Origin of the sequence: Rhabdochlamydiaceae symbiont of Dictyostelium giganteum (assembly GCF_964291045.1) — a bacterium.
Classification (GTDB): Bacteria; Chlamydiota; Chlamydiia; order Chlamydiales; family Rhabdochlamydiaceae; genus PALSA-1444.
The window spans coordinates 596,036-610,442 of sequence record NZ_OZ197277.1; the positions used below are offsets into that span (position 1 = coordinate 596,036).

General features: G+C 35.0%; 8 protein-coding genes. 6 read left to right on the forward strand and 2 right to left on the reverse strand.

Annotated features, from left to right (window positions below; all coding sequences use genetic code 11):
* Positions 1 to 24 precede the first annotated feature (24 nt).
* Positions 25 to 288 (forward strand): hypothetical protein, encoded by a 264-nt coding sequence (locus ACI7T6_RS02020; RefSeq protein WP_404665928.1) that lies wholly within the window; start codon positions 25 to 27, stop codon positions 286 to 288.
* 11 nt (positions 289 to 299) lie between these two features.
* On the opposite strand, the gene ACI7T6_RS02025 is transcribed toward ACI7T6_RS02020, so the two are convergent.
* Entirely contained in the window at positions 300 to 2,885 is a 2,586-nt protein-coding gene (locus tag ACI7T6_RS02025; protein ID WP_404665929.1) for an ATP-dependent Clp protease ATP-binding subunit, read from the reverse strand.
* A gap of 198 nt (positions 2,886 to 3,083) precedes the next feature.
* Between ACI7T6_RS02025 and ACI7T6_RS02030 the strand changes: the two genes are divergently transcribed.
* The 5 genes from ACI7T6_RS02030 (at position 3,084) to ACI7T6_RS02050 (ending at position 13,199) form a co-directional block, all read left to right on the forward strand.
* On the forward strand, positions 3,084 to 3,395 hold the full coding sequence (locus ACI7T6_RS02030; protein ID WP_404665930.1) for a hypothetical protein: 312 nt from the start codon (positions 3,084 to 3,086) through the stop codon (positions 3,393 to 3,395).
* 104 nt (positions 3,396 to 3,499) lie between these two features.
* Entirely contained in the window at positions 3,500 to 5,122 is a 1,623-nt protein-coding gene (locus ACI7T6_RS02035; protein WP_404665931.1) for a hypothetical protein, read from the forward strand.
* A complete protein-coding gene (locus ACI7T6_RS02040) occupies positions 5,119 to 8,475 on the forward strand; it encodes a tetratricopeptide repeat protein (protein WP_404665932.1) in 3,357 nt (1,118 codons plus the stop codon). The genes ACI7T6_RS02035 and ACI7T6_RS02040 overlap by 4 nt, the downstream gene beginning before the upstream one ends.
* Positions 8,476 to 8,540: 65 nt before the next feature.
* A complete protein-coding gene (locus ACI7T6_RS02045; RefSeq protein WP_404665933.1) occupies positions 8,541 to 12,908 on the forward strand; it encodes a tetratricopeptide repeat protein in 4,368 nt (1,455 codons plus the stop codon).
* A 48-nt stretch (positions 12,909 to 12,956) separates the two neighbouring features.
* Complete coding sequence (locus ACI7T6_RS02050) at positions 12,957 to 13,199, forward strand: hypothetical protein (protein WP_404665934.1); 243 nt, start codon at positions 12,957 to 12,959, stop codon at positions 13,197 to 13,199.
* Between the two features lie 281 nt (positions 13,200 to 13,480).
* On the opposite strand, the gene ACI7T6_RS02055 is transcribed toward ACI7T6_RS02050, so the two are convergent.
* Positions 13,481 to 14,296, reverse strand: a complete 816-nt coding sequence (locus ACI7T6_RS02055) for an IS982 family transposase (RefSeq protein ID WP_404665935.1) — start codon at positions 14,294 to 14,296, stop codon at positions 13,481 to 13,483.
* Positions 14,297 to 14,407: the final 111 nt, after the last annotated feature.

The window sequence follows — 14,407 nt, forward strand, 5'->3', positions numbered from 1 at the left end:
TTAAATCTACAACAATAAAAAGTTATGAGTAAAAATAAAAAAGCAACCACCAAAGATGAACTGTTCTTACTGAAACTCCATGAGCTTTCCTTAGAAAAGGGGAGTGAATTTGAAGAGATTGGACGGTTTGTGATTGGAAGAGCCATTGGTCAAAATGATAAAGGGGTTAATGCGATTTCAAAGCACCTTGCGCAAGCAAACTTCATTAAGAAGGGAAGTGAAGACTCTTTCTTCCTCACCCCCCACGGCCTTTCTTTAGTAGAGCTTCTCTTAAAAGAGAGAGCTTAATCTAATATCCTTTACTCTACGGTAAAGGATATTTGGTTATCTTTGACATGAAGAGTCACCGTTTTTGAAGAAGTAATATCTCCTTTTAAAATCGCAGAAGAGAGTAAAGAGACCACTTCATGTTGAATGAGTCTTTTTAAGGGTCTAGCCCCATAAAGAGGATCATACCCTTTATCTCCTAGGTAAGAGAGGGTAGCATTATCCCATTTCAAGAAGACATGTTTATCTTGCAGCCGTTTTTTCACAAGATTGAGCTGCAGTGAGACAATTGACTGCATATCTTTTTGATGAAGAGGAAGAAACGGAAGGATATCATCTAAACGGTTAAGAAACTCTGGTCTAAAGTGCTGCTTTAAGATGGGATCAACAACCGCTATAATTTCTTCTCTTGAAGAGGGATTTCTCGATAAAAACTCTAAAAGCTCAGTGGATCCTAAATTTGATGTCATAATAAAGAGCGCGTTTTTACAGTTTACAACTCTTCCTTTACTATCTGTTAATCTCCCATCATCAAAAATTTGTAAGAGGATATTAAACACATCAGGGTGCGCTTTTTCAATCTCATCAAAAAGCACAACGGTGTAAGGGTGCCGTCTGATAGCTTCAGTAAGCTGTCCTCCCTCTTCATACCCAATGTATCCAGGAGGAGAGCCGATCAGTTTGGAGACGGTGTGCCTTTCCATATACTCTGACATATCAAGTCTTACCATCGCCTCTTCTTGATTAAAGAGCTCTCTTGCAAGCGCTTTAGCAAGCTCTGTTTTCCCCACACCAGTTGGCCCCACAAACAAAAAGGCCCCGATGGGTCTTAAAGGGTCAGAAAGCCCGGTTCTTGATCTTCGAATCGCTTCACTTATAGCCTGAATGGCATAGGGTTGTCCGATCACACTTTTAGCTAGAGTCTCTTCTAAATGAATGAGTCTTTCTGCCTCTTTTCCCACCATTTTTTGCACAGGAATTCCTGTCCATTTTGAGACGATTTGAGCAATGAGCGGCTCATCGACTTCTTCTTGCAAAAGTCTGTCTTGCTGGCTACCTAGTTTTTGCTGACACTCGTCAATCTCTTTTTCAAGATGCGGTATTTTACTGTATCTTAGCTCTGCAACTTTATTGTAATCGCCTTTACGGTCAGCCTCTTCCTCTTGGAATTTGAGCTGCTCAAGTTTATTTTTTAGCTCTTTTAAGGCGTTAATCTCACCTTTTTCTTTATTCCACCGCTCTTTTAAAAGAGATAGCTGAGATTTTTTTTCTTCGATCTCTTTTGCAAGTTTTTCTCTTTCTGTAAGAGAAAGAGGGGAGTCTTCTTGTTTAAGCGCTTCTTGTTTTACAATGAGAGATGAAAGCTCTCTTTCTTTTTGATCAATGGGAAGGGGTCTACTGCCTAACTGCATCCGGATTAAGCTAGCAGCTTCATCAATGAGATCAATCGCTTTATCAGGAAGCTGACGGTCTGCAATGTATCTACTCGAGAGAAAAACAGCTGCATGAAGCGCGCTTTCTGTAATTCTCACTCCATGAAAGTTTTCATACCGCTCTTTTAGTCCTCTTAAAATGGCAATGGCATTTTCAAGAGACGGCTCTTCAATGGTAATTGTTTGAAACCGTCTTTCTAAAGCAGCATCTTTCTCAATGTACTTTTGGTATTCATTTAAAGTTGTAGCGCCGATACAGTGAAGAGTGCCTCTTGCTAGTGCGGGTTTTAAAAGGTTAGCAGCATCCATCGCCCCTTCACTGGCGCCTGCTCCCACAAGCGTATGCACCTCATCGATAAAAAGAAGAATTTGCCCATCACTTTTTTCTACCGATTTTAAAATGCTCTTTAGCCGCTCTTCAAATTCGCCTCGGTATTTAGCTCCTGCAATTAAGCTTCCCATATCAAGTGCCATAAGCTCTTTTCCTTTTAAAGAGTCTGGCACATCTCCTTGAATAATTCGTTGAGCCAGCCCTTCTGCAATAGCTGTTTTTCCAACTCCTGGCTCTCCGATGAGAAGGGGATTATTCTTGGTTCTTCTTGATAACACCTGCATCGCTCTTCTGATTTCTTCATCCCTTCCAATGACAGGGTCAAGTTTTCCCGATTTTGCAAGAGCTGTCATGTTTTTACAATATTTATCTAGCGCTCCAATGCCTTGTTCTGAAGTGGGTGATTCCATGGACTCTCCTCCTCGAAGTTGTAGTATGATTTGCTTTAGATTTTCAAGAGATAGTTGTGATGATTTTTTCCACGTATAAAACGGCTCTTTGGTACTTTTCCAAAAGAGATATAAAAGGTGATCTGTTGCGATGTATTGATCTTTCCACTCCTCTCTGAGAGAGTCAGCTTCTTGTAAAAGCTGCTTTAAGGAAGTAGCTATTTGCGGGGGCTTAGGGTCTTGACTATAAGTGGCAAGTTTTTTAAGAGAGTCTTGTACTTTTTGCATGAGACTTTCTAAAGAGAGCTTCTGCTTACTTATAAAAGAGGGGAAATATCCATCTGTGTCTTGCAAAAGAGCTAAAAGAAGATGGAGATCTGAAACTTCTGTATGATGAAACGCTTCTGCAGACCGTACTGCCTGTTCAAGTGCTTCTTGAACTTTTTCTGTGAGTTGAAGAGCCATCTTTCACCTCCTAAAAGCTTAAAGATAGCACTCTATTTGAAATAGTGCAAGAAATGGGATTTGATAGGTATTTTAGAGGCGTGACACCTAACTTGTTAGTTGATAAGTAACAGATTAATGAGAGAGATAAGAGTTTGAATTAAAATTTCAATTGTTTCAAAAGGGTTTGCTCCAGAAAAAAAACAACTTGGTTAAGCAATGATCATCTCTCCTGTAAGTGAGCATGGTTTAGCCAGATTAAAGCTTATTAATATTCCTCTTTTAAAAGAAAATTTGTTTTGTGAAGACAGGGCATATATCAACTATGGATGGAAGGAAAATCTGCTTCAGGAAAAAGGAATTAAACTAGGTAGCAGAGAGGAAAAAAACTCAAAAAGACACCATCCAAAAGAAATAGAACAAGATAAGCGTGAGGCTCGAAATCTCATAGAAACGGCTATCAGTGGAGTTGTTTATCTTATGCTAAGATGGTTCAAGCTGTTACAGAGAGAGGCTTTGAATTTAAATTAACGCTTTGTGTTATCGCCTTCGCATCGATGCAACTAACAAATTAAGTTTTTATATAGTAAAAAATAAAGGGTTAAGATATTTTCTTTCAAAAATAAGGAGTCAATATGACAAATGTAGTTCCTACAAGCCCAATAGTCAATCAATTAGAGGCGGATACACCTCAGTTTCATCTAGATCAATTAGAGACCCGTATATCTCAATTTCATCTTTGTTTAAGCAACTTTCAAAATGCAACGATTTGTTCATCAAAACCATTAGAGTCACTGATTAATGAAATTTATCATTCTATCATTAATTACAGGAATGCTCTCTATCACCAACCTTCAAGCAAAATGTATCATATAAGTAATCCAAAAGCGCATTTAAAAGAGATTTTTCAAAATTCGCCGACTTTTCTTCCTCTATTTCTTCGGTTAATTGAGACTCTTTCGTCCGATGAAGTTCAAGATAGAGATGAGCTAAAGCGCCTGCTAAGTAAAACGGCATTGGTAGCATATGAACTAGTCGCATTTAAGTTTGCTGCAGAAAAAAGGCATATTTATCTGCAAACAAGAGATCAGATAAATAGTTTATTAAATAAAATCTTGGAAACGCTTCCTAAGAATGACTTTGAAACATTTTTTTGTATATATTCCATGATTGCTCTTACAAGAAAATTTCAGCCGGGCGAAGGAAAATCAAAAGAAATCTTTAAAAAAGAAGGGTTTGAAGTGATTAAAGGAATTATGCAAGCAGCTTTATCTATTCCTGGCGCTGTAATTAACCCTAAATCTGGCTTAGATGGTGCTGCATATTTAGTCGGGCCTATGATTGATTTAATATGCCGTATTTATCATGAAATGGAGAAAGGTTGGTATAAGAAAGTATGGGTAATGAATTGGCTATTTTCAGGCAATCGCGTCACAGAGCTTGAACATTTAAAAACCCTTAATCAATTTATTGAGAATTATAAAATAGTAAGAAAGCATGAGCGCGCTTTGTATCTTGTTCAATTTTATTTTGAGTTGATAAATAATTCTGCAGCTAAGGAAGAAGTAAGAATGCGTGTTTTTTCTGGTAATGAAATAAAACCAAATTTTCTTGAGCTGACCCAATATAATCTACAAGACAAGGAATCTTGGAAAGTTCGTTATGTTGCGATCAAATATCTGATAAATTTTTCGACAGAAGAAAAATTTACAAAGCAGGTCGTTTCTGAACTATCAAAGCTCTGGCTTATAGAAAATAACAACTATGTGGGAAATTTTATAGAAAAGTCTTTAAATGAATTGACAAAAGAGGAAACTAATCGAAAATATATGTCTTTGGAAAAAAACTTAACGACTAAAAAACTCAACACAATGAAAAAGGAAATATCAACCCTTAAAACTGAAATTTCAAAGAATAAAGATGGTGATACTCTAGAGTTTGAAACCCAATTAAAGCAAAAAATAGAGTTTAAGGAAAGGGTTGAGATGGATTTAGCTCGGGCGCATGCGGCTAATAACGGAATGCAAAATCAATCTCAATTCAATGAAATTGATCCTATACCTGATATTGAAGCATGTGAAGAAGTGCTTAGTCGATTTAACAATGAAAAGGAGGAACTGGAACAATCTTTCAAAAGAAAGCAAGATGAATACTTAAAAAAAGAATTGGAACTCGATCAAAAACAGGAACGTTTAAAACGATTTGAGGACCTATTAGCTATTATTCCGGATGATAAAAATCAAAAAGAGGAATTATGAAAATCAGCCAATTTTGCACACAACAAGCTGAGGATTATTATAAAAAAATAGTTAGTGGCGGAATAAAACAATCAGAAATTAATAAGCAAGAGGCAGTCTCTATTGTATGTCAGACAAGTACAATAAAAAAACTCATAGATAATCGACAGGATAGTTTTCCTACCTGTGATATAGCTCTGATAAGCTCTCATATTAAAAGACACACTTGTGTTGTATATCAAGTGAAAACAAAAGTAAATGGGACATATAAGCCGAATGGATCAGCCTTTTTAATAGCTCCTAACCTTATTATGACTAATAACCATGTTATTCCAAATCAAGAAATTGCAAAGAAAAGTAAATTATTTTATAAAGAACTGGTAGGTAATTCAGAAATAAACAAGACGATTTTTCCGTTTTATCCAGTATCGCTACTTCCAGATGAAAAAAAAGGAGGATATTTTTTTTCCGGAACCTTATTAGATTTTACAATCGTAGCAATTGAACTAAATGAATATGTACAAGAAATTATGTCTAATGCTTTCTCTTTATCTAAAGTGGGAAAGCTAAAAGTAGACAAACTGACTGCAATAATACATTATCCTGAAGGCGTAGATGGAGATTCAGGAGAAGCCGATTTAGTAAGAGATTCTATTGGTACTATTCAAAGCATAGATAATTGTTATGCTCACCATGATCTTAAAACACAGATGGGGTCATCTGGGTCTCCGATCTTTAATTTAAAGGGCAAGTTAATAGGCCTTCATTGTCAAGGAAAAGCAGTTTGTCCATGTAGTGTAAATAATAGATGCTGTAATGCCTGTATTTCTATGAAAAGTATCTTAAAAGAGATAGAAAAAAAAGGGCAAACTCAAAAAATAAAAGATTTCTCCTTAACCGTAGCCCAGATTCCTAAAAAAAATACAAAGGTTTCTTATTTCAATATACCCCTTCTTGCAAAATCATTTATAGAAAGGCCTCAAAAGTTAGAGGAGATTAGAAGAGCATTTCAACAATTTTCAATAGTAACGATCTCTGGTCTTGGCGGAGTTGGCAAAAGCACTCTTAGCATAAAATATGGAAGATCTCTGGAAGGATATGAGTTTGTTTATTTGATTAAAGTAATGGATCAAAATTCTATTAGAGACGGACTTTTAGAGCTGGCAGAGAGATTGAGCATTACTGAAGGACTGCCAGGAGAGAGGCTTGCTATACTAAGAGGACGGTTATCAAAAATTGAAAAGCCTTATCTTTTTATTATTGATGGACTTGATGACACTAAACCATTTTTAGAGGCTAAAGATTCATATTTTTCAAATAAAAATTGCAAAGCCCTTATCACAAGGAGAATCCAGTTTGATGGTTCTAGTATTTCAGTGAATATTCATGATATTAGTCTTAGCGTATTCTCTGAAGAAGAGGCTACAAGATATATTACTGAAGCAATACCGGAAGAAAAGACTTTAGATTCAGTTAAAAATTTAGCCAATACTTTAGGATTTTTACCTCTAGCTCTTGTACATGCAGTCGCATATATTGAACATAAAAAAATTTTAATTGGCGAATATTTACAAGATTTCAAAGAAAAAGGAATCGAGCTCTTAAGTGGTCCACCTTTTGATTTTTTTCAAGAAAAAATCATTACTATAACCTGGGCAATTTCAATCGATACTATTGTTAAGCTAGACAAAGGAGGCATCGTTAAAGACCTTATGGAGTTTATTGCTTTTCTAGCTCAAGATAATATTCCGTTAAATCTTTTAGAAGCATGGATACAGAATACTTTTCCTCAAAAAAAATGTTTTTTAAAGAATACTTTAGAGCTACTTAAAAAATATTCATTCATTGAAGAAGAGAGCATAGAAAAAGAAAATAATACTCAGGGGAAATGGGTTATTTACAAAATTCACCCTCTTGTTCAGCAAGTGATTATTTATAATTTACATGATGATGAAAAAATTAAAATTAGAGCCATATTATATAAAACTTTATGTGATGAATTGCGCTTTTTTAAATCTCAACCCGAAGAGGATTTTTCAATACCTAAATCACGATTTCTCAAGACTTATATAAATCATATAATAGTTTATATTAACCACATGGAAACCCTACGTAGCATGCCAAGATTTAAAGAATCTATAGATTGGAGAAACCTTTGGTGTGATTTAGCATGGCTTTATTTAAGTACTGGGGATTTTGAAAAATCATGTGAAAGCTGTATGAAAATTACTGAAAAATTGAAGCAAGATCAAATTTCTTTAGAGGCTTATTATTACTTAGCTAAAGGAAGAAAACTATTGGGAGAATTGGATTTAGCGCTTAAAAGTTCAAATAAAATATTCGATTTAGGAGGGAAATTAAAGGAATATGATAAGTCATTTATAGTTAAAAATTACAAAGTGATTATGGGAATATATCGAGATTTAGGAGACTATGAAAATGCTATTCAATGGGCTAAAAAAACTTTGGATTTTATAGGAAAGTTAGGTGTTAATAATTCATATGACAGAGAGTCAATATATCATCAGATTATGAGAATTTTAGGAGATGCATTAAGTAATTATAAAAAATATTTAGATGGTAAAATTTTAAAAAAATTAAAATTCACAATAGGAGAATATATAGAAGGATATGGCGGCATTAATCGGATAAGTCATCAAAGCGAATATGCAAAAAAAGCAGAGATAGCGCTACATCATTCTACAGTGGGACAGCTATGCAAAAAATTAGATGATCCCGAGCAAGCATTAAGGCATTTTCAACTAGAACTTGAAATAAATATAGAAATATATGGAAAGAATTCTAGCCGTGTAGCAAAAAGTTATAATGATATTGCTTATCTACAATGCATTTTAGGGTTTACTGAAGACGCATTAGAAAGCTCAGAAAAAGCTATTGATATCAATGAAAAATTTTTTGAAAAAAAATCTCGTTATACAGCTGATTGCTATACAACTAAAGCTGAAATTTTAATGAAGGGAAATAATTTTGAGAAAGCATTACCCATAGCTGAAGAGGCATTTGAAATTAATAGGAAATTATTTAAAAAAGAAACTAGATATACAGCAGCGGCTTATTTTAGGATTGCTCGGATCTTAGATAAGATAGAAGGAAAAAATAAGGATGAAGAGTTAAGAAATAAGAATAAGGCGTTAGAATATGTAGAAGAAGCTTATTTAATCAATAAGAAAATTTTTGTTCATGGGTCAATTTATATAGAAAAATGCCTTAATTTAAAAAATATAATACAGGGCAAACTAGATGTATTGGAAAATTGGAAAACTATAAGAACTAAGATACCAAACTGGAGGCTTTCTCCTGCTTTAGGACACAACATTCTAGATATTTTAGAAAAATTATCAGTAAAAAAATAAAATATTACGCTTAAATTTATGATAAAAATTTATTCATCAGTTCCTCAAAATCAAAAAGAGCAATTATGACACCTTACCGAAGTTACACAAATAATTCAGAAAAATCTAAACAAATTGAGGATTATTATAAAAAAATAGTTAGCGGCGGAACAAAACAATCGGAAGCTAATAAGCAAGAGGCAGCCTCTATCGCATGTCAAACAAGTACAATGAAAAAACTCACGGATATTCGACAGGATAGTTTTCCTGTCGGTGATACAGATCAGATAAGATCTCATATTCAAAGACAAACCTGTGTTGTATATAAAGTTAAAACAAAAGAAAATGGGGTATATAAGCCGAATGGATCAGCCTTTTTAATAGCTCCTAATCTTATTATGACTAATAAACATGTTATTCCAACCCAAGAAATAGCAAAGAAAAGCAAATTATTTTATAAAGAACTTGTGGGTAATTCAGAAATAAAAAAGATGGATTCTACGTTCTATTCAGTATCACTGCTTCCAGATGAAAAAGAGGGAGGATATTTTTTTTCTGGGCCTTTATTAGATTTTACAATCGTAGCAATTGAAGTAAATCAAAATGTACAAAAAATTATGTCGCATGCTTTCTCATTATCTAGAGTAGGGAAGCTAAAAGTAGACAAATTGGCTGCAATAATACATTATCCTGAAGGTGTAGATGGGGATTCAGGAGAATTGGACTTAGTAAGAGATTCTATTGGTACCATTCAAAGCGTAGATAATCATTATGCTCACCATGATCTTAAGACACAGCAGGGGTCATCTGGATCTCCGATCTTTAATTTAAAGGGTAAGTTAATAGGTCTTCATAGGCAAGGAAAAGGAATTTGTTCCTGTAGTGTAAATAATAGATGTTGTAATGCCTGTATCTCTATGAAAAGTATCTTAGCAGAGATGGAAAAAGAAGGACAGACTCAAAAAATAAAAGATTTTTCCTCCATTAAGTCTTCTCTTCTTGAAAAGGATATAGGAAGTTGCCAATCCAATCTCCCCCATGTAATTTCATCATTTATAGGAAGAATTAAAGAGTTAGAAGAGATTAAGGAAGCCTTTAAAATCTCAAATAAAGTAGCTATTGCAGGGATTGGAGGAATGGGAAAAAGCACCTTGAGTTTTAAATATGCATCAGAACTTATTGGTTATCGTTTTATTCATTTTATTAAAGCAACAGCACCTGAGGCAATTAGAGCAGGGCTAATTGAACTTGCGATTTTCCTTGGCCTTAATAAAGAGAAGCATAAAGAACCCTTAGCTGAGCTAAAAGGTTATCTCCAGCAAATGGCCCTTCCAGGGCTCATTATTATTGATGGGCTCGATGAGGAAAGTTTTTTTCAGGAACTTACAAATCATGTCCCTAATGGAAAAAAATGTCAAATTTTAATTTCAACCAGGGTTGGACCTAAAGCTAAGGTAAATGGATTTAACGTGATTCCATTAACACAATTTTCCAATGAAGAGGCGATTTATTATCTTACTAAGATGAATAAACCCGTTCAAAAAGAACGATTAGTAGCAGAGATGCTTGCAAAAGAAGTTGGTTATCATCCCCTAGCGCTCTCTCATATTGCAAGGTATTTAGAGCAAGAGAAGATCTCTCTCTGCGAATATAAAGAGAAATTTGAAGGGTATGATCTTAAACTTCCTGGAAAAGATGACATTAATATTCCCACAGAAGAGGTATCGGTTTTTATCACTTGGCAAGTCTCTTTATTTGCTATTGGCAATAAAGAGAGAGGTACCTTAGCAATTAATATGATAAAATTTATTTCAATACTAGGGGAAGAAGATATTCCATTTGATCTACTTAATACCTTTGCTAAAACATTCTATCCTCATGAGGATCAAGTTGCTATTACAGGAGCTATTAAACTACTTAAAGACTATACGTTTTTTCAAGAAAGGATTGGAGCATTGGATCAGAAAAAATACTATCAAGTTCACTCCCTTGTTCAAAAAGTGACTGCCTATCAGCTAAGTCAGGAAGAAAAGAAGCGTATTATTAGAGAAGCCGCCTGTTCACTCCATCAAGAAATTAAGAAATTAAGAAGTTTTCCTCGTATAATTAATTGGAATAAATTTAATAGGCTAAGAAGCTTATATCAAGTACATACTCTTAACGTGCATGCAATAGAATATACCCAACAGATGTTAACAATAGAAGATCGTATTCAGCTATTTAGCCACCTAGGATGGCTATTAGGTATGCATAGTGATTATGAGATGGAGGTATCACACTCTAGTATGAATGGAGAATGTCAAACCTACGTAAATCTAGGAATTAAGCTTGGGCAAACGTTTTTTAAAGGATCTGAGTCCTTAGTGATGGCAGAGCTTTATCATTTAAAAGGCGATCGACAGTCAGTAAGAAAAGGATTGGAAATAAGAGAAAAGATATTGGGGAAAACGTCTGAATATACTGTAGAGAGTTATGAAAAATTATCATTTATTCTTCATATAGAAGGAAATGCAAATGAAGCCCTAATACTGGCTCAGCATGTGCTTGAAATAAGAAAGAAGAGGACGGAAAAAGTAGATTATTGGATATTAATGAGCTATTCAAATGTGATTGATCTTTTAAAAAGATTGGGGAAAAATGAAGAGGCTCTTGCTGTAGTGCATAAGGTATTAGATACAGAGAGCGAAGCTTTAGAATGTATGGATTATTTGAAAGAGCAGGTTTATAAAGCAATGATTGTTCATTTAAAAGAGCTAGGGAAAAATGAAGACTCCCTTATTGTAATAAAGAAGCTCTTAGAAAGAAGGAGAGGCGCTTTAGGAGAGGGAAATGAGTTGACATTAGATGGTTATGAATTATTGATTGATTTTTTGAAAAAACTCGGCAGAAATGAAGAGGCCCTTCCCTTAGCACTCAAGTTATTAGAGACAAGCAGAAAAATTTTTGGTGAAGGAAATTATAAGACATCAGAGAGTTACGAAAAAATTATTTGTATTTTAAAAGAATTAGGAAGGAAGGAAGAAGCTCTTAATCAAGCACAGAAGATGTTAGAGATAAGGAGGGACACTTTAGGTGAGGAAAATGAATGGACATCAGAGAGTTACGAAAAAGTTATTTGCATTTTAAAAGAATTAGGAAGGAAGGAAGAGGCTCTTAATCAAGCACAGAAGATGTTAGAGATAAGGAGGGACACTTTAGGTGAGGAAAATGAATGGACATCAGAGAGTTACGAAAAAGTTATTTGCATTTTAAAAGAATTAGGAAGGAAGGAAGAGGCTCTTACTGTAGCGCAGAGTATGTTAGAGATAAGGAGGGATACTTTAGGAGAGGAAAATGAATGGACATCAGAGAGTTACGAAAAAGTTATTTGCATTTTAAAAGAATTAGGAAGGACGGAAGAGGCTCTTACTGTAGCGCAGAGTATGTTAGAGATAAGGAGGGATACTTTAGGAGAGGAAAATGAGTGGACATCAGAGAGTTACGAAAAAGTTATTTGCATTTTAAAAGAATTAGGAAGGAAGGAAGAGGCTCTTGCTGTAGCGCAGAGTATGTTAGAGATAAGGAGGGATACTTTAGGAGAGGAAAATGAGTGGACATTAGAGAGTTGCGAAAAAGTTATTTACATTTTAAAAGAGTTAGGAAGGAAGGAAGAGGCTCTTACTATAGCGCAGAGGATGTTAGAGATAAGGAGGGATGCTTTAGGAGAGGGGAATCGGCAGACATCAGAGAGTTATAAAAAGGTTATTGGTCTTTTAAAAGAATTAGGAAGGAAGGAAGAGACCCTTATTGTAGTAGAGAAGAGACTAGAAAGAAGGAGAGCAGCTTTAGGGGAGAGAAATAAGCTTACGGTAGATAGCTATGAACAATTGATTGATTTTTTAAAAAAACTAGGGAGAAATGAAGAGGCCCTCCCTTTAGCACAGAAGTTATTAGAGATAAAGAGAGAAGTTTTAGATGAAGGGGACTATGAGATATCACAGAGCTATGAACAGGTAATTAATCTTTTAAAAGAACTAGGAAGAAATGAAGAGGCTCTTACTGTAGTTCATAAGGTGTTAGAAAGAGTAAGGGAAACTTTAGGAGAAGCAGATTATTGGACATTAAGTAGATATAGATATGGAATTGCTTTTTTTAAAGAATTAGGGAGAAATGAAGAAGCTATTGATCAAGCACAGAAGACGCTAGAACTAAGTAGAAAAATATTCGGGGAAGGAAATTATCATACATTCGCGAGTTATGAGCAACTGATTGATCTTTTAAAAGAACTAGGAAGAAATGAAGAGGCTTTTGATGTGGAGGAGAAAATGTTAAAGATAAGGATAGAAAGATTAGAGGAGGGAGATAAATTAATATTAAACAAAGTTCCAGATATTGATCTTTTAAAAAAACAGAAGAAGACTGAAAAGAGGTTTAAAGAGCTGCTAAACCTTCTAAATTCAGAGCGCTTTAACTAAAATATTTTGATAGTAGATGGCATACGAGTTCCTCAAACAGAGGAACTCATGGCACGGTGTCAGCCCATTGATACTAAAATTCTAGAAGCTAGCAAGACATTTGATGCTCATCTATTTGCAAGTACTATTAAAAGCTCATTTGTGGATTTCCTAGACTATAGGCGGAACCAAAAGAGAATTTTATACTCTATTTGGGATCTATCTCTTATCGTTCTTTGTGGCTGTAATACGATTGAAGAAATTGCTAAGTATGCTTATCATCAACAAGAGTGGTTTTCATCTATCCTTTGAGAAAACGTCTTTCCACCTTCCCATGAAACCCTATGGTGGTTTTTAATCAAAACTCCTCCTAGAGCCCTAAAGAATTATTTGCGAAAATGGTTTAGTAAAATTCTCAGGTTCCTTACAAGATCAACTGCTTGCATTAGATGGTAAAAGGGAGCTAGTTTTTTAGGTGATATTACCCATATCATAGAATTATTTGCTGCTGAGGATAGGCTTTGTTTTGCTGTAGAGAGGGTTTCAGATAAAACAGTAGAAAAGACCACATTACTGATCATTCTAGAGCAAACCTAACTTGCTAGTTGCATGGATGCAAAGGCGATAACAAAAAGCGTTAATTTAAGTTCAAAGCCTCTCTCTGTAACGGCCTGGATCCATCTTGGCATAAGACGAACAATTCCACTGATAGCCGTTTCAATGTTCTTTCGGATCTTACGTCTATCTTTTTCTATCTCTTTTGGATGCGGTCTTTTTGAGTTGCTTTTCCTCTCTGCTACGAGCTTGATCCCTTTTTCTTGAAGTAGGTTTTCCTCCCATGCGTAATCCGTATATGCCTTGTCTCCGTATAGCAAACTTTCTTTTGGTAAAGGAGTGTCGATCAGTTTTAATCCTGTTAAATCATGCTCACTTCCAGGCGAGATAATCATTGCTACCGGATGAGCTGAGGCTGTTATTAAAAGATGAACTTTTAGCCCTGAAAACCACATCTTATGTGAGGCACTATATCCTAAAAAATGACCTCCATAAAATAAGTGAACACGGTTCTTTCTAACCATTCGGCAAGTTGGAACAGGAAAGCTATCAATAATATATTTACTCTCTACTTCTTCTGGGCAAAAGCCTCTCATTACATGTGTCCATAGTTCTTCTGGTATCATATGCAGGCGGCGATTGAAACGGCTTTCACTTAACATACGAGGGCAATAGCCGTGTTCTTTTAAAAATTGACACGCCTTCCTTAGATTTCCTCCAAATACCCTTGCTGCAATCAGAGCTGCTAACATTACCTCTGATTGACTCATTTCTTGCCGAGAGTCTGAAATTAATCGAAGTTTACATTGATCATCTAGGTGACAAAATAAAGCAATAATATCATAATCACGCATGGTTCCCCCTTCTTGGCGCTAACCAAGTTGTTTTTTGTCTTGGGGAACCTTTTTATAACAATTCAAATTTTAACTCAAATTTCTCACTTTAATCTATTGCTCATCAACTAG

What these genes read in the sequence shown, in the direction of transcription:
- ACI7T6_RS02020 (WP_404665928.1), top strand. Translation starts at nt 25, where the DNA reads ATGAGTAAAAATAAAAAAGCAACCACCAAAGATGAACTGTTCTTACTG.
- ACI7T6_RS02025 (WP_404665929.1), bottom strand. Translation starts at nt 2,885, where the DNA reads ATGGCTCTTCAACTCACAGAAAAAGTTCAAGAAGCACTTGAACAGGCA.
- ACI7T6_RS02030 (WP_404665930.1), top strand. Translation starts at nt 3,084, where the DNA reads ATGATCATCTCTCCTGTAAGTGAGCATGGTTTAGCCAGATTAAAGCTT.
- ACI7T6_RS02035 (WP_404665931.1), top strand. Translation starts at nt 3,500, where the DNA reads ATGACAAATGTAGTTCCTACAAGCCCAATAGTCAATCAATTAGAGGCG.
- ACI7T6_RS02040 (WP_404665932.1), top strand. Translation starts at nt 5,119, where the DNA reads ATGAAAATCAGCCAATTTTGCACACAACAAGCTGAGGATTATTATAAA.
- ACI7T6_RS02045 (WP_404665933.1), top strand. Translation starts at nt 8,541, where the DNA reads ATGACACCTTACCGAAGTTACACAAATAATTCAGAAAAATCTAAACAA.
- ACI7T6_RS02050 (WP_404665934.1), top strand. Translation starts at nt 12,957, where the DNA reads ATGGCACGGTGTCAGCCCATTGATACTAAAATTCTAGAAGCTAGCAAG.
- ACI7T6_RS02055 (WP_404665935.1), bottom strand. Translation starts at nt 14,296, where the DNA reads ATGCGTGATTATGATATTATTGCTTTATTTTGTCACCTAGATGATCAA.